Here is a 20,565-nt window from a genome sequence, read left to right as displayed (position 1 = left end):
ACCGACTGGCGCAAGGGCCTGCGGCCGGCAGTGGCGCGGGCGGAGGAGCTTGCCGTCGAGAGCTTAGGATTTCAAGCCGTGCGCACGGTATCCAAAAACTTGCCGAGCTCGAGCTTGAGGCGGTTGCTGTCGTCGGAGAGCGAATGCGCGGCGGAGAGCACCTGCGAGGAGGCCGAGCCGGTCTCGGTCGCGCCTTGCCGCACGTTGCTGATGTTGGCGCTGACCTGCGTGGTGCCGGCGGCAGCGTTCTGCACGTTGCGCGAGATCTCGCCGGTCGCGGCGCCCTGCTCTTCCACGGCGGCGGCAATGGCCGAGGATATCTCCGACAGCCGCTCGATCGTGCCGCTGATGGTCCTGATCGCACTCACCGAGTCCTGCGTCGCGGCCTGGATGCTGGAGATCTGCTGCCCGATATCGCCGGTTGCCTTCGCGGTCTGCTCGGCCAGCGCCTTGACCTCGGATGCAACCACCGCAAAGCCGCGCCCGGCCTCGCCTGCGCGCGCAGCCTCGATGGTTGCGTTCAGTGCAAGCAGATTGGTCTGGCCAGCGATGGTGTTGATGAGCTCGACCACGTCGCCGATGCGCGTGGCCGCCTTCGACAACTCGCCGACGCGGCTGTTGGTCTGGCGCGCCTGGTCGACTGCTTCGCCTGCGATGCGCGCCGATTCCTGCACTCGGCGGCTGATCTCGTTGACTGACGCGCTGAGCTCCTCCGCCGCCGATGCCACCGACTGCACGTTGGTGGCCGCCTCTTCCGACGCCGATTCGACCATGGTGGCGAGCTCCTCCGACCGGCCGGCCGTCGAGGTGAGAAAGGTGGCTGAGGCCTTGAGCTGGGTCGCGGCCGATGAGACTGTGGCGACGATCCGGCCGACCGCGCCTTCGAAATTATCCGCCATCCGGATCATGTCGTCGCGGCGGCGCTCGGCGGCGAGTTGGTCCTGCCTGACCTTCTCCTCGGCTTCGTCCCGCGCCTTCCGCTCGGCGTTGACCTTGAAGGTCTCCACCGCCTGCGCGATCTCGCCGATCTCGTCGGGACGCTCGAGGCCTGGTAGCACGATCGCGAAATTGCCGTTGGCAAGCTCGATCATTGCCGCCCGCATCGCGGACAGCGGCCTCGATACCGAGCGACCGATGACGAAGCCGAGGCCGAGCACGCCAGAAGCAATCAATGCGATCGCCATCGCGATCCACCATTGAATGCCGTCGCGCTCGACGTCGTTCAGACGATCCGCCTCGGCGCGAAGGGTGTCGACCGATTTTGACACCTGCTCGATCACCGGCTCAACGGCGGAGAAGGCTTCCGACATCTTCTTTTGTTCGACAGCGAGCGCCAGAGCCGTGTCCATCCAGGCCGAAAAATCGCGCTGGTAGTCAGCGAGCTTCGCACGCAGCTCGGCCTTCGCGCCGTCGGGAACGGCGGCCGCGTCGACGCCGGCGAGGAATTCGGACGCGCGCTTCTTCATCTCATCGCCATATTTGGGATCACGGCGCAGCATGAAATCCTTCTCGTGGCGACGCATCATCAGCATCGTCACGAGGAGCGGCACTTCGTGGAGCTGATCGACCTTCGCCTCGATATCGTGGACCGATGCGCGCAGCCGCCCTTCGAGGCCGGATTTCTCGTCGAGCCCGAGCTTCTGCTTCTGCTCGACCACGGCTACAAAATGAGCCTGATAATCCTTCAACGAGGCATTCATCGCCTCGATCTCACGGCCCAGCTCCGGCCGGCCGAGCGCGACGATCTTGCCCCGCAGCGTCTCGATGTCGTCGGCGACCTGCCGGGCGATCTCGATCTGGCGCTGCACCTTGGCCGCGTCATTGCGCAGCAAAAAATCCTTCTCGGCACGGCGTCCTTCGAGCAGCTCGACGGCGATCCTGCTGTTCAGCTCGAAGATGGTGCGCGCACTCTCAGCCGCGTCGCGATAGACCGCCATCGCCTTCTCGCCGTAGAGATGGATGCCGCCGATCAGGGCGACGCCGACGACGCCGATGATACCGATCGCAGTGATCTTGTGAGCGAGGCGAAGAGAGGGAGGTCGCATCGTGGTGGCAAGGCTGGTTGTGGCCGATGCGGTTCATGAAGCGATAACCGGGAAAAATTTCCCTTAATTTGCGGGTACGTATGACTACGTGTATTCACAAAACCTGCCGCAAAAATGTGCAGGAATCGATAAATGATTGCACGATGGCGTGCATACACGCTGCAAAAAACACGGCGCTCGAAGGCGCCGTGCGCTCATCATCCAATCATGGATGGACTTTGCATCAGCTATAGATCTCGAACAGGCCGGCGCCGCCCTGGCCGCCGCCGATGCACATCGTCACCACGCCCCACTTTGCCTTGCGGCGCCGACCTTCCTGCAAGAGGTGACCGGTGAGGCGTGCGCCGGTCATGCCGAAGGGATGGCCGATCGCGATCGAGCCGCCGTTGACGTTGTACTTGGCGGGGTCGATGCCGAGCTTGTCGCGGCAATACAGGCACTGGCTGGCGAAGGCTTCGTTGAGCTCCCAGAGATCGATGTCGTCGATCTTCAGGCCGGTCCGCTTCAAAAGCTTCGGGATCGCAAAGACCGGACCGATGCCCATCTCGTCCGGCTCGCAGCCGGCGGTCGCCCAGGCAACGAAGCGGCCCAGCGGCTCAAGACCACGCTTCTCGGCGTCCTTGGCTTCCATCAGCACGACGGCCGCGGCACCATCCGAGAGCTGGCTGGCGTTGCCGGCGGTGACGAACTTGCCCGGGCCCTTGACCGGCTCGAGCTTGGCGAGACCTTCCAGCGTAGTCTCCGGCCGGTTGCACTCGTCGCGATCGACGACGTAGTCGACGATCGATTCGGCCTTGGTCTGCTTGTCGACCACCTTCATCCTGGTCTTCATCGGGACGATCTCGTCCTTGAACTTGTTCGCTTGCTGCGCGGCCGCCATGCGGCGCTGCGATTCCAGCGAGAACTCGTCCTGATATTCGCGGCTGAGCTTGTAGCGCTCGGCGACGATATCGGCGGTGTCGATCATCGCCATGAAGATATCGGGCGCGACCTTGAGCAGTTCCGGATCGATCGATTCCTTCGGCGAGCCGCCGCCCGGAATCGAGATGCTCTCGACGCCGCCGGCGACGATGCAGTCGGCGCCGTCGGAGCGGATCGAGTTGGCTGCCATCGCGATGGTCTGCAAGCCCGACGAGCAGAAGCGGTTCACCGAGACGCCGGCCGTCGTCGTAGGCAGGCCGGCGAGCAGCGCGGCCTGACGGCCGATATTCGGCGCGCCATGCGCGCAATTGCCGAGATAGCAATCCTCGACATAGTCCTTCTCCACGCCGGCACGATCGACGGCGTGATGGATGGCGTGGGCCGCGAGAGACATCGGCGGGGTGATGTTGAACCCGCCGCGGGCGGACTTTGCCAACCCCGTGCGGGCATAGGAAACGATGACGGCTTCACGCATTGTTTTCTCCCTGTTCGGACGACTTGGACTGTTCGTTGTTGCGCCATTGGTACACAAACTTGGCGGTCGCAGGGAAGATAAAGGCGGCGTGGAGCAAAGAAAAACGCCGCCTCCGGAGACAGAGGCGGCGCTTGTTCCGCGGGTCGGAATATCTAAGCGGTAATCGTCAGAACGTCAGCGCCTTCGCCTGTTTGACCTGCGGCAGCGCCTGCACCTTGGCGAGCACATCCGCCGGCACGGCGCCGTCGACCTCGACGAGCGCGATGGCATCGCCGCCCTGTGAGACGCGGCCGAGATGGAAGGTCGCGATGTTGATCTTGGCATCGCCCAACAGGCTTGCGAACTTGCCGATGAAGCCCGGCTTGTCCTCGTTGGTGACGTAGATCATCGACTTGCCGAACTCGGCGTCGACGCGGATGCCCTTGATGTCGACCAGCCGCGGCTTGCCGTCGTGATAGACGGTGCCGGAGACCGAGCGCTCCTGACGCTCCGTCGCCACCGTCACGGTGATGAGGCTTTCATAGTCGCTCTGCGCGGCACGGGTCACCTCGTCGACCACCATGCCGCGCTCCTTGGCGACGACAGGCGCGGACACCACGTTGACCTCGCCCAGCATCGGCCGCAGCAGGCCGGACAGCACGGCGGAGGTCAGCGCCTTGATCTTCATTTCGGCGACGTGGCCCTCATAGGTGATTGTCACCTTCGAAATGCCGCTCTCGGTGAGCTGGCCGGCGAAGGAGCCGAGCTTCTCGGCGAGCGCGATGAACGGCTTCAGCTTGGGGGCCTCTTCCGCCGTTATCGAGGGGAAGTTGATGGCGTTGGAGATCGCGCCGGACAACAGATAGTCCGACATCTGCTCGGCGACCTGAAGCGCGACGTTCTCCTGCGCCTCGGTGGTGGAGGCGCCGAGATGCGGCGTGCAGATCACGTTGGGATGCCCGAACAGCACGTTCGAGGTCGCGGGCTCCTCGACGAAGACGTCGAAGGCAGCGCCGGCAATGTGCTTGGCGTTCAGCGCATCCACCACCGCCTGCTCGTCGACCAGGCCGCCACGGGCGCAATTGATCAGGCGCACCCCCTTCTTCATCTTGGCGATCGCTGCCGCGTCGATGATGTGCTTGGTCTTCTCGGTGAGCGGAGTGTGCAGGGTGATGAAGTCGGCGCGCCTGAGCAGGTCATCGAGATCGACCTTCTCGACGCCGATGTCCTTGGCGCGCTCCGGCGACAGGAAGGGATCGAAGGCGACGACCTTCATGCGCAGGCCGAGCGCGCGGTCGCAGACGATCGAGCCGATATTGCCGCAGCCGATGACCCCGAGCACCTTGCCAGTAATCTCGACGCCCATGAAACGGTTCTTCTCCCACTTGCCGGACTGGGTGGAAGCGTCGGCCTGCGGAATTTCGCGCGCCAGCGCCAGCATCAGGGTGATGGCGTGCTCGGCGGTCGTGATGGAATTGCCGAACGGCGTGTTCATCACGATGATGCCCTTGGCGGTGGCCGCCGGGATCTCGACGTTGTCGACGCCGATGCCGGCGCGGCCGATCACCTTCAGGTTGGTCGCCCTCTCGATGATCTTGGCGGTCGCCTTCGTCGCCGAACGGATCGCAAGACCGTCGTAGTTGCCGATGATCTCGGCCAGCTTGTCCTTGTCCTTGCCGAGGTTGGGCTGGAAGTCGACCTCGACGCCGCGATCCTTGAAGATCTGCACGGCAGCGGGCGAGAGCGCGTCGGAAATGAGAACTTTCGGTTTGGTCATCTGAACGTTTCCTTCACCCTCCCCTGGAGGGGGAGGGTCGGCGCTTTAGCGCCGGGGTGGGGTGAAACTGTCGATGCGATTTTCGATGGTGCGCCGCGTGGAGAGATCACCCCACCCCGACGCACCTAACGGTGCGTCGACCCTCCCCCTCCAGGGGAGGGTCAGAAACATCACGCCGCCTTCGGCAGCGCGGCCTTGGTCTCGGCAAAGGCCCAGTCGATCCACTGGGTCAGCAGCTCGACGTCCTTTGCCTCGACGGTGGCACCGCACCAGATGCGCAGGCCCGCCGGCGCATCGCGGTAGTACGCGAAGTCGAAGCCCGCACCTTCCTTCTCGACCAGCGCGACGAGCTTCTTGCAGAACTCGGCCTGCGCGTCGGACGATAGCGAGGTGATTGCGGGATCGGTGAACTTCAGGCACACCGAAGTGTTGGAGCGGATCGCCGCATCCTTCGCCAGGAAGTCGATCCACGGCGTCTTTGCCTTCCAGTCGGCGAGCACCTTGGTGTTGGCGTCGGCGCGCGCGATCAGCGCCTTCAGGCCACCGATCGACTTCGCCCAGTTCAGTGCATCGAGATAATCCTCGACGCAGAGCATCGAGGGTGTGTTGATGGTCTCACCGGCGAAAATGCCTTCGTTGATCTTGCCGCCCTTGGTCATGCGGAAGATCTTCGGCAGCGGCCAGGCCGGCTTGTAGGTCTCGAGCCGCTCCACCGCGCGGGGCGAGAGGATCAGCATGCCGTGCGCGGCCTCACCGCCGAGCGCCTTCTGCCAGGAGAAGGTGACGACGTCGAGCTTGGGCCAATCGAGCGGCTGCGCGAACGCGGCCGACGTGGCGTCGCAAATGGTCAGGCCTTCGCGGGTCGCGCTGATCCAGTCGGCGTTCGGCACGCGCACGCCGGAGGTGGTGCCGTTCCAGGTGAAGACGACGTCGCTCTTCTGATCGACCTTGGAAAGATCCGGGATTTCACCGTAAGCCGCGTTGAGCTTGGTGACGTCCTTGAGCTTCAATTCCTTGACGATGTCACTGACCCAACCTTCGCCGAAGGACTCCCAGGCGAGCGTGGTGACTGGACGCGCGCCGAGCAATGACCACAGCGCCATCTCGACCGCGCCCGTATCAGAGGCCGGAACGATGCCGATGCGATAGTCGGCCGGCACTTCAAGCACTTCGCGCGTCAGATCGATTGCGAGCTTGAGCTTGGCCTTGCCAGCCTTCGCACGATGCGAACGGCCGAGAGCTGCGTCTTTGAGATTTTGGGCGGTCCAGCCGGGGCGCTTGGCGCAGGGGCCGGAGGAGAAATGCGGCACGAGGGGCCGCGAAGCGGGCTTCGCTGCAGTCATCATCTACCCTTCCAGATAGTAAGCCTCCCGTTGGGGGGAGGTGTCCCGCGGCGGCTAATACGGCAAACGGGCAGAAGCGTCAAGGAAGTTTAGACGTCTCACGGTGGAGTGATGCGGTTTCCACCGTCTTCTCTGGAATTTCGACGGCAGCCGCTGCGTTGAGCAAGCCAGTCGCTTCGCTGATCAACTGCGCAGCTCGGCGCCGGCTGGCGACCTTCAAAATGCATTTGTCGTCGGCCTGCACAACGTAGTCGTTGCCGACCTTGATCAACGAATAGCTTGTCATTGAAATCCCCGAACCGACCGAGCCCGGTGTCCAGACGCAACCTAGCACCGATCGTTGCCCGGCGAGCATGAACGACCGCCCGGTAGTTTATCAGCCCTTAACCGAAACGGATGGGCGGGCAGATTTTGCAGACGATGCAACGGCTGCGGAAAGTTGCGTCAAAAGCGGACAGTCATGCCGACATGGCTCGCGGAGAATCCGAGCCGCTTGTAGAAACGTTGCGCGTCGACGCGGCTCTGATGCGTCAGCAACTCGACCAGGTTACAGCCCTTCGCGCGGGCTTCCGCGACTGCCCATTGCACGAGCTTTTCGCCGATGCCGCGGCTGCGGCAGTCGGAGGCGACGCGCACGTCTTCCAGGAGACCACGCGAACCACCTTGCGAGCTCAGGCCGGGCAGGATGGCGAGTTGCAGGCAGCCGACCACCCTGCCCGTGCCGTCCACCGCGACCACGAGCCTCAGACCGGGATTCTTGTCGACCGCATCGAATGCGCTGAAATAGGACTCCGGCAGCGGCTCCTCCAGGTGCTCGCGGGCGCGGCCGAGATGGTCGTCGGCGAGCATCGCGACGATCGCGGCCACGTCCTCGCGGCGGGCGCGGCGGATGATGATGGAATCGGCGCTCATCTCAGGCTCTCCCGTTCAGCGCGCCGACGGCAGGCCAAGATAGGCCTCGGCCTCGTCGATCCAGCGCCGCATGGCGTCGTAACGGCCGAGATCAAAGCCTCCTTCGTGGGCGACGCGGGTATAGGCCAACAGCGAGACGTCGGCGAGCGAGATGGCTTCGCCGACGAAGTAGCGGCTCGATGCGAGATGCTGTTCCATGCGGTCAAGCGCCGCATAGCCGCGCTTGACCTTCTCCGGGTCGAGCTCGGAGACGTCCTTGCCGAGATAGACCATTTGGAAACGGCAAACCGCGACATAGGGCTCATGGCTGTACTGCTCCCAGAACAGCCATTCGTCCATCTTGGCCGCGGCAAAGGCATCGCGCGGAATGAGATCGCTGTCGCGCGCGAGATAGCGGATGATCGCGTTGGACTGCGCCAGCGTGCGACCGTCGTCGAGTGCGATGGTCGGCACCTGACCGGCACCGTTCATCGCTAGGAATTGCGGCGTGCGTGTTTCGCCCTTGCGCGTGTCGATCTCGACCCACTGATACGGCAGGTCGAGCCTGTCGCAGACCCACTTGACCTTCAGGCAATTGCCGGAGTTCGTATCGCCGTAGATCTTCATCGCCGCTGCTCCCATCGCAGCGACAAAAGCATCAGGGCGGCGCCGTCCTGTCAACCGGCGCCATGCGCTGCGCTCAGAACCTGTAGCCGAGGCCGGCGCGGACGGTGTTGATGCTGGTGTCGACTTGGGAAGTGAAGCGGACATATTCCCACTCGGCGCGCATGAAGAGACCGCCCATGAGGTTCACGTCGACGCCGAGACCGCCCGTGTAGCCGTAGACCAGGTGGTTGTGCACGGCATCCGTCGCGCTCAACGGCGCGAGTGCGGTGAATGGCCCCGTCTGCGACGAGGCGATCGCATCATTGACGGTGACCGAGCGCGTGATGTCGGCATTACCGAGCGCAAAGCCGCCGAACATGTAGGGCAGGAAACAACCCCAGGCATAGGCGGCGCGGCCGCGGAACGTCGCCATGTCCTTGATCGAGATCGAGGCCGACGACGTCACGGCGACGTCATGGAAGTTGCCGTCGGATAGCTTGCTGCCGCTGACGAGTTCCTTGAACGCGTTGGACGAACCGCCGAAATTGCCGTGCAGGTAGCTGACCTCGAGACCCAGCACGACGTCTTCCCATTGCCCGTTATAGCCGAAGAAGGCGCCGTAACCTGCGGAGCGACTCGAATTCTTGCCGAGCCCGAGATTCCAGTTGGCGACATCCATTTGCTGGATCACGTTGTGGTCGAGCAGGGCGGCGAGCATCGTCGAATTGGAGCCGCTGAAGTTCTCGTCCGACGAGCCATAGCCGCCCTGGCCACCGACGTAGAAGCCCTGCCAGTTGACGCTCGACCGGCTGAGGCCATCGCTCAAGCTGCCGCGCAGGATCGGGAGATCCGGCATATCGGCGGCCTGCGCGGCGGACACCACGCCCCACATCACCGCGGCCCACAAAAGCCTACGCATCGCAACGCTCCATCGAACTCGGACTTGTCGCGCATGATCATGGCCCGTTAACCTTAACCAATGGTTGCGTTGCGCGATTTCGGCACGATCAGGCCATGAATTTTGCACAAAGCAAAACGGCGCGGGATGATCCCGCGCCGTTAAGATGTCTTAACCGATTGGGTACTGCGATCAGCCCTTGGTGACCAGCGGCGGTGGCGCATAGACCGGCGGGTTGTCGAGATTCCAGCGCACGCCGAGCTTCAGGTCTTGCGAGGTGATGTGCTTGAACGTCGTCGGGTTGACGACGGCATTCGTGCCATCGAAGGTCTTGAGGTCGCCGGTCAGACCATCGCCCATGTCGAGGTATCGATAGGCGAGTTCGACAGTGAAGGCTGGCGAGACCTTGTAGGCGAGACCGGCATGAGCCGCCCAGGCGAAGTTCCACTTCGCAACGTTGTCGCCGAAGGCCAGGCCCGGCAGCGCACCGGCACCAATATTCACGATGCCCTGGTCAGTGAAGCCGTTGATCGCGACCCGCGCCGTACCGATGCCAGCGCCGACGAACGGCGTGATGCACCACCAAGTACCGAGGTCGACATATGCGTTGGCGAGAACGACCCATTCGTTCTTGGTTGCGTGATAGGTGTCGGTGCCAACCCCACCCGGAAAGGTGATGCGGTCGGTGCCGAAGAATTGCGAGTTGCCGCGATACTCACCGGTAACGTCTGCACGGAACCAGTTGTTGAACCGATAGCCGGCACCGAGACCGAAGATGCCGGCGCTGTTGAAGTTGAGGGTCTGCACCGAGGACGTGGTGTTGGCATCGAGCACATTGTTCAGCCGGTCCACGCGCTGGTTGCTGAAGCCGATATCGCCGCGCAAATACCAGCCGCCGAAGTCGGCGAGAGCCGGCGGCGCGTACATGGGGGGCGCGGCGATCGGCATATCGGCGGCAAACGCCATCGACGAGATCAAAGTTGCCGCACCTGCGGCAAGGAATGACTTAACGCTACGCATTGGCTTCGTCCTTTTAACCGGTGAGGCAAAAATGCGGACGCCCCACTTTCTGGAAACTCACGGGCGGACGATGGCACTAAATGCTTAAGCGCCGCTTAACCCTAATTTTTAAGGTTGATTTTCCCTCACCCCACGCACCCGTGCGGCCGAAGCGTTGCAAAAATGCGGCACGCCGCGGCACAATCGCTAACGATGCATGAAGGCACGGCGTCCTGGGGAACGTCGAGTTAACGCGCGTGCTGCGGCAGTTTTGGCAGGAACACGGCCAGCAGGCCGATCGCCGGCAAATAGGCGCAGACCTGATAGACGAACTCGATCGAGGTATGGTCGGCGAGCTTGCCGAGCACGGCCGCGCCAAGGCCACCGATGCCGAAGGCCACGCCGAAGAACACGCCCGAGATCATCCCGAAGCGGTGCGGCACCAGTTCCTGTGCGAACACGATGATCGAGGATGTGGTCGAGGAGATGATGAGACCGATGATCACGGAAAGCACGGCGCTCGTGTAGAGCCCGGCATAGGGCAGCGCCAGCATGAACGGCAGTGCGCCGACGATCGATATCCAGATCACGATCTTGCGGCCGAAACGATCCCCGAGCGGACCGCCGAAGAACGCGCCGACCGCATTTGCTGCGAGGAAAATGAAGAGGTAGATCTGCGCCGCCTGCGTCGACACGCCGAAGCGATCGATCAGGTAGAAGATGTAGTAGCTCGACAGGCTCGATACGTAGAGCTGCTTGGAGAACAGGAGCGCCACCAGCACGAGAAGCGCGACCGCGACGCGCCGCGAGCTCGGCCCGTCAGGATGCACATGGATCGGCTTCTCCTTCTTCGTCGTGATCTGCGGCGCGTACCAGCGGCCGATGCGCCAGAGGATAACGATGGCGAGAAACGCGATCGAGGAGAACCAGGCGATGCTGCCCTGTCCGAACGGCACCACGATCAGCGCCGCCAGCACCGGGCCCATCGACGTGCCGAAACTGCCGCCGAGCTGAAACACCGATTGCGCAAAGCCGTAGCGGCCGCCGGAGGCAAGCCGCGCGATGCGCGCCGACTCCGGGTGAAACACAGCCGAGCCGAGGCCAACCAGCGCGGCCGCCACCAGGATGATGAGATATTGATGCGCGGCGCTGAGCAGCAGCAGGCCGAAGAAGGTCGAGGCCATACCGATGGCGAGCGAGTAAGGCTGCGCCTTCTTGTCGGTGTAGTGCCCGACCACCGGCTGGAGCAGCGAGGCCGTTAACTGGAAAGCCAGCGTGATCATGCCGATCTGCGCGAAGTCGAGCGCGTAGGTGTCTTTCAGGATCGGATAGACCGACGCGATCAAGGACTGCATGGTGTCGTTGAGGAAATGCGAGAAGCTGATGCCGGCGAGCACGATATAGGCCGGCCCGGCGCCCGGCTTGCGCGCCGCAGCCGCCACGTCGGCCACGACGACGGGCTCGGCCAGGCTTTCCTCAGAGACGACGACAGGCTTGTTCAAGGGATTGATTCCCGGCAGGCGCGGCGGACCGCCACGCCCCTCCCTACGACGGCAGGGATGAGCTGACCACCGTCAATCGCCGATGGCAGGGATGCACCTCTCCCATCGGGAGACGTCGGCGTAGACGGCCGACGGCCGTCGTTCTCCGAACCGCCGATGCTTCGCAGCGGCTACGGCCGGGGTGAGATGTTAAGGTCGCGCGTGAAGTTGCGGCCCCCTCACCTGGATTGCACTGGACGATGCTTGGCATCGCCAGGCGCAGTCCAACCTCTCCCCGCCCGGGGAGAGGTAAGAGGCGGCGTGAAAGGAGAGCGATGTGTTCTTCTAAGCCGCAGCCTGCCCGAGTGCGGAGACGATAGTATCGACGACTTCCTCGACCAGGATACGGTCCTCGCCCTCGCCCATCACGCGGATCACGGGCTCGGTGCCGGAGGAGCGGATCAGGAGCCGGCCATGGCCGTTGAGCCGCTTCTCACCGTCCGAGATCGCCGACTTCACGTCGTTGTCGTCGAGCGGCTTGCCGCTCTTGTAGCGGACGTTCTTCAGGATCTGCGGCAACGGATCGAAGCGATGGCAGACTTCGGAGACCGGCCGGCGCAGCTTCTGCACCACCGCCAGCACCTGCAATGCAGCGACGAAGCCGTCGCCGGTGGTGGCATAGTCGGACAAGATGATGTGGCCGGACTGCTCGCCGCCAAGATTGTAGCCGCCGCTCAGCATCTGCTCGAGCACGTAGCGGTCGCCGACCGGCGTGCGCACGAGATCGAGCCCTTGCCCTTTCAGGAATCGTTCGAGCCCGAGATTGGACATCACGGTCGCGACGATGCCGGGCCGCGACAGCCGTCCGTCTTCCTTCCAGCTCTGAGCGATCACCGCGAGCAGCTGGTCGCCATCGACGATGTGGCCGCGCTCGTCGACCAGGATGACGCGGTCTGCATCACCGTCGAGCGCGATGCCGATGTCGGCGCGCATCTCGCGCACCTTCTTCGACAGCGCTTCCGGCGAAGTCGAGCCGCATTCCTTGTTGATATTGAAGCCGTCGGGCTCGACCCCGATCGGCACGACGTCGGCGCCCAATTCCCACAGCGCCTCCGGCACCACCTTGTAGGCGGCGCCATTGGCGCAATCGACCACGACGCGCAGACCGTCGAGCGACAGATCGCGCGGCAGCGTGCGCTTGGCGAATTCGATATAACGGTCATGCACGCCGTCGATGCGGCGGGCGCGGCCCAAGCTCGCACTTTGTGCGAGCTTCTTGTCGAGGGATTCGTCGAGCAGTTGCTCGATCTGTCTCTCGACGTCATCGGACAGCTTGAAGCCCTGCGGGCCGAACAGCTTGATGCCGTTGTCCTCGAACAGATTGTGGGAGGCAGAGATCATGACGCCGAGATCGGCGCGCATCGACTTCGTCAGCATCGCGACCGCCGGCGTCGGCATCGGGCCGACCAGCAGCACGTCCATGCCGACGGAAGTGAAGCCCGCGACCATCGCATATTCGATCATGTAGCCGGACAGGCGCGTGTCCTTGCCGATCACGACCCGGTGGCGATGGTCACCGCGCTGAAACGCAAGGCCGGCTGCCTGGCCGACCTTGAGCGCGAGCTCCGGCGTGATCAGTCCGTTGGCGCGCCCTCGAATCCCGTCGGTCCCGAAATATTTGCGGCTCATATGAGTCCCCCACGGCGGCAACCAGGATTCCCCAATACAACTACCGGATGCCTTGCACGGCTCCGCCATCCCTGATTTCCGCTCGGCGTTCTTATAATGCCATCACAGCTAACTTGGCTTCAAAAAATATCATGAATCATTACGGAACCCGGCTGCCGGCCGGTCCGGCAACCCTTTGTTAACATTGGAACTCTCGTCAAACAAGCCCGAAGCAATGGAACTCTGAGGTTTAATCCGAGCGCTTCACGTGCCGGTCGCCACGACTCGGGGGAGGCTGGGTGACGTTGACGGGATCGGAGGCAGGAAAGGTCTCTTCGAGACCCTCCTCGAGCGCCTCATCGAGGCGATGCTTCTCGTCCGCATCAGTTGATTTCGGCCCGGGTCGCGGTCTGGTCATGGCTGCCTCTTCGCAAACGATTTGGCTGTGCACCCATCCATGCTAGATGACCCCTAAATCCGTTGACGCAAGGACGGGCGCCGGGGAACGTCATGAAGCATATCACCTGCATTGAAGACCTACGTGCGCTGCACAAGCGGCGCGTACCGAAGGCGTTCTTCGATTATTGCGACCGCGGCTCCTATGCCGAGGAGACGCTGCGCGCCAATCGCGACGATCTTCAGCAGATCAAGTTTCGTCAACGCATCCTGGTCGACGTCTCCAAGCGCGACACCTCGACCACGATCCTCGGCGAGCCCTCGACCATGCCGCTGATTCTCGCGCCGGTCGGGCTGCTCGGCATGCAGCATGGCGACGGCGAGATCCACGCCTGCCGCGCAGCGCAAGCCGCCGGCATCCCGTTCACGCAGTCGACGATGTCGATCTGCTCGATCGAGGATATTGCCGCCAATGTCGAGAAGCCGTTCTGGTTCCAGCTCTACGTGATGAAGGATCGCGGCTTCATCAAGGAGCTGATCCAGCGCGCGATTGCCGCCAAGTGCAGTGCACTGGTGCTCACCGTCGATCTCCAGGTGATCGGGCAGCGCCATGCCGACATCAAGAACGGCATGACGGTGCCGCCCGAGTGGTCGCTATCGAAGCTCATCGATTTCGCCACCAAGCCGACCTGGGTTTCCGGCGTGCTGCGCGGCAAACGCCGCACCTTCGGCAACATCGCCGGTCACGTGAAGAACACCGAGGATCTCAATCGCCTCGCGGAATGGACGGCTTCGCAGTTCGACACATCGCTGAACTGGAAGGACGTCGAGTGGGTCCGCAGCATCTGGCCGGGCAAGCTCGTCATCAAGGGCATCCTCGATATTGAGGATGCCGAGGAGGCCGCAAAGACCGGCGCGCAAGCCCTGGTCGTCTCCAACCACGGCGGCCGGCAGCTCGACGGTGCGCCGTCGTCGATCGAGGTGCTGCCCGAGATCGCGGATGCGGTCGGCGACAAGATGGAGATCATGTTCGACGGCGGTATCCGCTCGGGCCAGGACGTGATGCGCGCGCTCGCGCTCGGCGCAAAGTCCTGCATGATCGGCCGCGCTTATGCGTATGGGCTGGGCGCCGGCGGCCAGGCCGGCGTCGCCAAGGCGATCGACATCATCCATAAAGAGCTGCTGACGACCATGGGTCTGTGCGGCGTCAACCGGGTGGACGAGATCGACGATCACATCATCGCGGTCTAAGCGCGACGTATCGCGGTGTTACCACCAGCCCTGTTGCGGCTGCCAGTACTGGCCGCCACGCCGGCGAAGAGTGCCGGGCTGCGGGTTAGGATTGCGCTGGAAGAAGAAGCCGAAGCCGCCATTGTCCCAGCTGTCATCGCTCGCAACGAGATCGGGGGCCGTGGGCCGGCGCGTGATGAAGCCGCCCTGGGGCTCGTTGCTCAGCACCGCGACGAACTCGGTGCGGTAGTTGGTTTCGCTGCTCAGCGGCTCGTCGGAGATGATGATCGAGGATCGCGGCGCTGCGGTCGGCGCGATACGGTCGAGCACGTCCTGCGGGATGGTGATGCGGTCGAGCGCGTCCTTGGCGTCGTCTGCGTTGTCGATCGTGACCACGCTCCAGCGCAGCCCGGCATCGCTCTTCGCCATCGCGGTGAACACGTGCGTGCCGATCGGCCGATCGGGATTGCGGATCGTGACGGGAACCTCGATGGTCGTATCGAAGACCTCGCCGCCGCCGTCCGGCGCCGGCTTGTGTGTGTTGCGCCGCACGTAAAGTTTCTGCGTCGCGCGGCTGACGTAGATCGAGACCGGCTCGAGCGCCAGCTTCGCCTCGGTCGCAGCTTTGACGGCGTCGGCCTTCCTGGTCGCCGCCGCCTTGGCGGCGTCTTTGGCAGCAGCGGCGGCATCGCGCTTCGGCTGCGCGTTCGCCTTGGCGGTGTCGAGCTGCGTTGCCGCATCAGTGGCCTTGGTGGCGGCTTTCTGCTTCAGCCCCTCGGCCCGGGCCCTGGCCTGATCCGTCTTCGCGGCGGCGAGCACCTTGTCGGCGTAAGCGAGTTCGGCGTCGGCGCTCTTCTTGAGCCGTTCCAGATTGCGCAGCGTCCCCGGAAGCGATGCGGCCTCGCGCGCCGTCGTCGCGGCAGCTTTCTTCGTCTCGTCGGCTGCCCTGATGGCCTCCTCGGCCTCGCGGGAAAGCGTATCAGCCCGCGCCGGGGCCGCCGCAATCGCCTCCTTCTTCGGCACGAACAGCGCCGGATGGGAGAAATCGACCGGTGCGGCGTCGTTCGGCGAGATGATGACCCGCATCCCGATGTTCGTCTTGTCGAACAGATCCTCCGCAAAGCCGAAGGGCATCCGCACGCAGCCGTGCGAGGCCGCATAGCCGGGCAGCGGCCCGCCGTGTAGCGCGAGGCCGTTCCAGGTGATGCGCTGCATGTTCGGCATCCAGGCGTCATCATACATGGTCGAGTGGTGGTCCTTGTCCTTTTCGATCACGGCGAAGACGCCGGCCGGCGTCTCGCGTCCCGTCGTCCCCGTCGACACCGGTGCGCGCAGGATCCAGCCATCGGCGTCGTAGAAGGTGACCTGCTGGCTCTTGATCGACACGATCGCCATGATCGGCTCGCCTGCCATGCGCGGCGCAACCGCTTCGACTGCGGGGCGCGCCTGCTTCGCCGCGGCGACGTCGGGAGGTAGCACCGTCAGCGCGGCCATCGCCGCGATCGTTGCAAGGCCGGCAGGCCGCCAACGCCGCATCGCCAGAGTGGATTGCGCAGTCGTCAATCGATTTGCCATGCCGTACCCCGGTTGAAATAGTCGTCTGCGCTCGGCTTCGACTTAAAGTCAGATTGCGATCCTTGGATTAAATAACCGTCGCCATCGCAATTGGCTCCCGAGGATTATCGGCAGGTTCGATGGCAAATCTCTGATATACGACGGCCCGCACGGGAGGAAGGGCGGCTTTCCGTCAAAAAATGGGCCCGGGAGCCCAACAGCGCGCAAGGGTCACCGGCGCGTCCACGGTCTGTGGGCGAACCGGTGTGGATCGGCCCAATGCTGACGATTCCCTGCAGCCCAAACCCGGACGACGAGCCGTGCCGCCGGAAATGACGTCCGCAGTCGCATCGGCGGCGTCACTCCGTCGCGGCCGACCCGCGCAGCGGAGCTGCTCTACATCGGCGGCGTCAGACCGTCGCGGCCGACGCTGATGCGGCTGGCCTCGAAGGACCCGTCCGGCAGCGCCTTGATGGAGGCGATGATCTTGGCGCCCTCTTTCAGATCCGATTTCTCCCCGGCCACGTAGGTGACGACTGGCGTGTCCGACGAGACGAACACCTTCTTCTCGCCGTCCTTGTATTTGACGAGCAGCGTGTGACCGTCATTGCCGACCACGCTCTCGGTCACCGTCGCATTGGTCATGCTGGAATTTGGCCGCAAATCGTAGGGCCGCGAGCCTTCGCCGGTGCCGCGCATGCTTTCCGGAAAGACATGAACCTCGACGGCGTTCTGGCCGCCGTCCGGTCCCGGCACCGTGGTCGCTCCGACGAAGGAGCCGACCTTGATATCGGAAAGGGCGATCCTGGTGATCCCCGCGACGCGCAGGTCGGCGGCGATATGCAGCCTGACGTCCTCGCCGCTGCGTGACTTCACCGACAGCAGATCGCCGTCGACTTTTTCGATCGTTCCGCGCACCCGCGTCGGCACAGGCGCCTGCTGCGCAACGGCATAGAGCGTGGATAGGCCCACCATCGCGACAGCGACGAGCGGACGTGTGAAAGTTTCACGTTGAACAGGCATGACGTTCTCCGATTGTCCCACGAGAACAAACTCCGGAGGCCGCGCCCTATTCACTCAAGATTTTGTGAGATCGGCTTCGACGAGCGCGCGCAGTTCTGCCGTCACTTGCGGCCGCTTGCCGAACCACAGCTCGAACCCGCGCACCGCCTGGTGCAAGAGCATGCCGAGCCCGTCGGCGGTCTTCAGACCGCGCGCCTGGGCTGCCGCAAGCAATGGCGTGATCAGCGGGACATAAACGAGGTCGGCAACGACGGCCTCTTGCGGCAGGCGCGCGATGTCGAGTTCGAGCGCCGGCTGGCCGCGCATGCCGAGCGAGGTGGTGTTGACGAGCAGCCTTGCCCGCGGCATCACGTCGTTGATCGCGTCCCACGCCATGGGCTGCACGCGCGAACCAAACGCCGTCGCAAGCGCCTCCGCCCGCGCAATGGTGCGGTTGGCGAGATGGACGCGTCTGACGCCGCGTTCGAGCAGGCCGAACACGATCGCGCGCGACGAGCCGCCGGCACCCAGCACCAGCGCCTCCTCGGCCGCATCCCACCCCGGAGCGCTGGCATCCAGATTGTCGACGAAGCCTTCGACGTCGGTGTTGGTCGAATGCAGTTCGTTTCCCGCGAGCCACAGCGTGTTGGCGGCACCAATCGCCTTGGCGCGCGCATCCGGCGTCGAGAGCGCGAGCACGCCTTCCTTGTGCGGGATCGTGACGTTGGCGCCGACGAAACCGTGCAACGACAACCGCAGCACGAAGTCGCGCAAGTCCTCCGGCGGCACCGCCTCGATGACGTAGCCGCCATCGATGCCGAGCGTGCGCAGCCAGTAGCGATGGATCAACGGTGAGCGCGAATGCGCCGCCGGCCATCCGATCAGGCAGGCTACGGGCGTCTTAGACACGATAGAATCCGAAATTCCGATGCAGCACGGCGACCTCCCCGTCATGCCCACGCCTGTCGCGGGCAACCACGTCGTCTCGTGCATTCCGGAGACGTGGATGGCCGGGACATCCAGCGGAAGACACGCTTCGCGCTTTCTGCCCGGCCATCACGATCAATATGTTCAGCGAAGGCCTGTCAAGCACAAGGGCATCCACGGAGCCAGCACTTCTGGCGAGGCGCGATGTGCCAGACCGGGAGCACCGCCTGGCGGTGCGCCCGGAATGAGCGATCACGCCGCGTGCTGATGCGCGGCGATGATCTGGTCGGCGGCGCGACCCGTCACCTCGGCCATGTGATCGAACTGGCGGGTGAAGCTGCCGGAGCCGGCGGTCGCCGAGCGCAGTTCGACGATGAGTTCGCCGATCTCGGCCTCCGGCATCATGGCGCGCACGCAGTCCCAGCCGCTCCAGCCCTCGCGGGTATCGAAGCCGAGAATCTGGCCGCGCCGCGCCGACAGGATCGCGTTGATCTTGGCGGTGGCGTCCGTCGGGCAGACGATCTCGACTACATGGATCGGCTCCAGCAGCACCGGCTGGCATTGCGGCAGGCCCTCGTTGAGCCCGACCCGCGCCGCCGTGCGGAACGCGAGATCGGAGGAGTCGACGCTGTGATAGGAGCCGTCGGTCAGCGTCACCTGCACGTCGGTGACGGGGAAGCCGAGCGGGCCACGCATCAAGCCGTCGACGACGCCTTCCTCCACCGCCGGGATGTAGTTGCGCGGCACCGCACCGCCGACCACCTTCTCGGCGAACTTGAACCCCTCCCCGCGCGCCAGCGGCTTGATGTCGAGCACGACGTCGCCGAACTGGCCGTGGCCGCCGGACTGCTTCTTGTGCCGGCCGCGCTGGATGATCGGCTTGCGGATGGTCTCCTGGTACCCGATCGCCGGCGGATGGGACTTGACGTTGACGCCGAAGCGGTCACGCAGCCGCTCGCTGGCGACGCGCAAGTGCATCTCGCCCTGCCCCCACAGCACGGTGTCATGGGTTTGGGGGTTCTGCACGACCATCAGCGAGGGATCTTCCTCGTGCAGCCGGGCGAGCGCCTGGCCAAGCTTGACGTCGTCCTTGCGGTCGGTGGCCGCGACCGAGATCGCAAGCACCGGCGGCGTCGGCTCGACCGCGATCAGCTGAGACGGTGGGGTCTTGCCGGCCGAGATCGTGTCGCCGGTCTTGATCGGATCGAGCTTGCCGAGCGCGATGGTGTCGCCGACCTCCGCAGACGGACGCTTCGTATCATAAGCGCCGTTGACGGCGAGAATGCCGGAGATGCGCCCCGCGCCGCCCGAGGCGGACTGCAGCGTGGCGCCGTCGTCGAGATGGCCGGCAAGCAACCGCGTCAGCGACAGCTTTCCGCCATGCTGCGAATGCAGCGTTTTGAAGACATAGCCGAGCGCATCCTTGGTGTCGGGGGCGCCAAGCCGCTTGGCGGTCTCGGCAATGCCTGGCGCCTCATGGCGCAGCGCCTTCATCAGGCGCAGCACGCCGTTCTCGCGCGCGGCGGCGCCGAGCAGCACCGGGCAGATCAGGCCTTCGCGGAGTTCGCGCGAGAGATCGTCGAATACCGCATCGCGCGGCGGCTGGATGTCTTCGAGCAGTTGCTCCATCAGCGCGTCGTCGTGATCGGCAAGCTTCTCCAGCATCGAGAAACGGGCTTCCTTCTCGCGGTCGAGATTGCCGCCTTCGAGCGCGATGACCTCGGAGGCCTTGTGCTCGCGATAGACGAAGGCGCGCTCGAGCGCGAGATCGACGAAGCCTTCGATCAGCTCGCCGTTCCAGATCGGAATCTGGCGCAGCACCAGCGGCACGCGAGAGGCCGGTTGCAACGTCTCGAGCGTCTCGCGGATGCGCTTATTGGCGCGATCGATCTTGTTGAGGAACAGAAAGCGCGGGATCTTCATCTCCTCCAGCTCGCGCAGGATGATCTGAAGCTGCGGCAGCTTCTTCTCGTCGGCCTCGCAGACCACGACAGCAGCGTCGATCGCAGGCAGCGCCGCGCGCATGTCGTGAGCGAACTCAACGGAACCCGGACAATCGAGGAAGGTGTAGCTGTCGCCCATGAAACTCGTGGTCGCAGCCGTCAGGCCCACGGTCATCTTGTGAAGGCGGGCCTCTGGCGTCGCGTCGCCCACCGAAGTACCGGCGTCGACGCTGCCGGCACGCGGGATTGCGCCCGTTCGTGCCAAAATCGCTTCGAGAAGAGTGGTTTTACCGCTTTGGAAAGGGCCCACAAGCGCAATGCACCGTGGACCTCGGGGACTTCTGACGTCTTGTCCCATTCGCCGCCTCCTTCATGTGGAGCTCGGCCCGTGATTGGGTCGGCAAAGGTCGATGCTCTGCCGGTCCCTTCG

17 protein-coding genes are annotated in these 20,565 nt (G+C 64.2%); 1 reads left to right on the top strand and 16 read right to left on the bottom strand.

What is annotated here, in order from left to right:
• Positions 1 to 71: 71 nt before the first annotated feature.
• The 12 genes from QA640_RS09565 to QA640_RS09510 all read right to left on the bottom strand — a co-directional run bounded on the left by QA640_RS09565 (position 72) and on the right by QA640_RS09510 (position 13,501).
• Entirely contained in the window at positions 72 to 2,045 is a 1,974-nt protein-coding gene (locus QA640_RS09565) for a methyl-accepting chemotaxis protein (protein ID WP_283040444.1), read from the bottom strand.
• Between the two features lie 223 nt (positions 2,046 to 2,268).
• Positions 2,269 to 3,441, bottom strand: a complete 1,173-nt coding sequence (locus QA640_RS09560; RefSeq protein WP_283040443.1) for an acetyl-CoA C-acyltransferase — start codon at positions 3,439 to 3,441, stop codon at positions 2,269 to 2,271.
• A gap of 166 nt (positions 3,442 to 3,607) precedes the next feature.
• On the bottom strand, positions 3,608 to 5,197 hold the full coding sequence (gene serA, locus QA640_RS09555; RefSeq protein WP_283040442.1) for a phosphoglycerate dehydrogenase: 1,590 nt from the start codon (positions 5,195 to 5,197) through the stop codon (positions 3,608 to 3,610).
• A 170-nt stretch (positions 5,198 to 5,367) separates the two neighbouring features.
• Positions 5,368 to 6,540: a phosphoserine transaminase gene (locus tag QA640_RS09550; RefSeq protein ID WP_283042754.1), complete on the bottom strand. Its 1,173-nt coding sequence runs from the start codon at positions 6,538 to 6,540 to the stop codon at positions 5,368 to 5,370.
• A gap of 79 nt (positions 6,541 to 6,619) precedes the next feature.
• Complete coding sequence (locus QA640_RS09545; protein ID WP_283040441.1) at positions 6,620 to 6,826, bottom strand: hypothetical protein; 207 nt, start codon at positions 6,824 to 6,826, stop codon at positions 6,620 to 6,622.
• Between the two features lie 158 nt (positions 6,827 to 6,984).
• Entirely contained in the window at positions 6,985 to 7,452 is a 468-nt protein-coding gene (locus QA640_RS09540) for a GNAT family N-acetyltransferase (RefSeq protein WP_283040440.1), read from the bottom strand.
• A 15-nt stretch (positions 7,453 to 7,467) separates the two neighbouring features.
• Positions 7,468 to 8,058 (bottom strand): glutathione S-transferase family protein, encoded by a 591-nt coding sequence (locus QA640_RS09535; RefSeq protein ID WP_283040439.1) that lies wholly within the window; start codon positions 8,056 to 8,058, stop codon positions 7,468 to 7,470.
• Between the two features lie 73 nt (positions 8,059 to 8,131).
• A complete protein-coding gene (locus QA640_RS09530; RefSeq protein WP_283040438.1) occupies positions 8,132 to 8,956 on the bottom strand; it encodes an outer membrane beta-barrel protein in 825 nt (274 codons plus the stop codon).
• Positions 8,957 to 9,127: 171 nt separating this feature from the next.
• On the bottom strand, positions 9,128 to 9,955 hold the full coding sequence (locus tag QA640_RS09525; RefSeq protein ID WP_283040437.1) for an outer membrane beta-barrel protein: 828 nt from the start codon (positions 9,953 to 9,955) through the stop codon (positions 9,128 to 9,130).
• A 227-nt stretch (positions 9,956 to 10,182) separates the two neighbouring features.
• Positions 10,183 to 11,436 carry an MFS transporter gene (locus QA640_RS09520; protein ID WP_283040436.1) on the bottom strand — a complete coding sequence of 418 codons (1,254 nt, stop codon included), beginning with the start codon at positions 11,434 to 11,436 and terminating at the stop codon, positions 10,183 to 10,185.
• 324 nt (positions 11,437 to 11,760) lie between these two features.
• Entirely contained in the window at positions 11,761 to 13,104 is a 1,344-nt protein-coding gene (gene glmM / locus QA640_RS09515; RefSeq protein WP_283040435.1) for a phosphoglucosamine mutase, read from the bottom strand.
• Between the two features lie 229 nt (positions 13,105 to 13,333).
• Complete coding sequence (locus QA640_RS09510; RefSeq protein WP_283040434.1) at positions 13,334 to 13,501, bottom strand: hypothetical protein; 168 nt, start codon at positions 13,499 to 13,501, stop codon at positions 13,334 to 13,336.
• 92 nt (positions 13,502 to 13,593) lie between these two features.
• Between QA640_RS09510 and QA640_RS09505 the strand changes: the two genes are divergently transcribed.
• Positions 13,594 to 14,730 carry an alpha-hydroxy acid oxidase gene (locus QA640_RS09505; protein ID WP_283040433.1) on the top strand — a complete coding sequence of 379 codons (1,137 nt, stop codon included), beginning with the start codon at positions 13,594 to 13,596 and terminating at the stop codon, positions 14,728 to 14,730.
• 18 nt (positions 14,731 to 14,748) lie between these two features.
• Here the strand turns inward: QA640_RS09505 and QA640_RS09500 are convergent, their stop codons facing one another.
• From QA640_RS09500 to QA640_RS09485, 4 genes are all read right to left on the bottom strand, one after another.
• A complete protein-coding gene (locus QA640_RS09500; protein ID WP_283040432.1) occupies positions 14,749 to 16,284 on the bottom strand; it encodes a L,D-transpeptidase in 1,536 nt (511 codons plus the stop codon).
• Between the two features lie 375 nt (positions 16,285 to 16,659).
• Positions 16,660 to 17,286: a hypothetical protein gene (locus QA640_RS09495; RefSeq protein ID WP_283040431.1), complete on the bottom strand. Its 627-nt coding sequence runs from the start codon at positions 17,284 to 17,286 to the stop codon at positions 16,660 to 16,662.
• 54 nt (positions 17,287 to 17,340) lie between these two features.
• On the bottom strand, positions 17,341 to 18,174 hold the full coding sequence (locus QA640_RS09490) for a shikimate dehydrogenase (protein ID WP_283040430.1): 834 nt from the start codon (positions 18,172 to 18,174) through the stop codon (positions 17,341 to 17,343).
• A 270-nt stretch (positions 18,175 to 18,444) separates the two neighbouring features.
• Complete coding sequence (locus QA640_RS09485) at positions 18,445 to 20,493, bottom strand: elongation factor G (protein WP_283040429.1); 2,049 nt, start codon at positions 20,491 to 20,493, stop codon at positions 18,445 to 18,447.
• Between the last annotated feature and the right edge of the window lie 72 nt (positions 20,494 to 20,565).

It is taken from the genome of Bradyrhizobium sp. CB82 (assembly GCF_029714405.1).
Taxonomy (GTDB): Bacteria; Pseudomonadota; Alphaproteobacteria; order Rhizobiales; family Xanthobacteraceae; genus Bradyrhizobium.
Note: the sequence above shows the minus strand (reverse complement) of the source record. Positions and strands in the feature narration are given on the sequence as shown.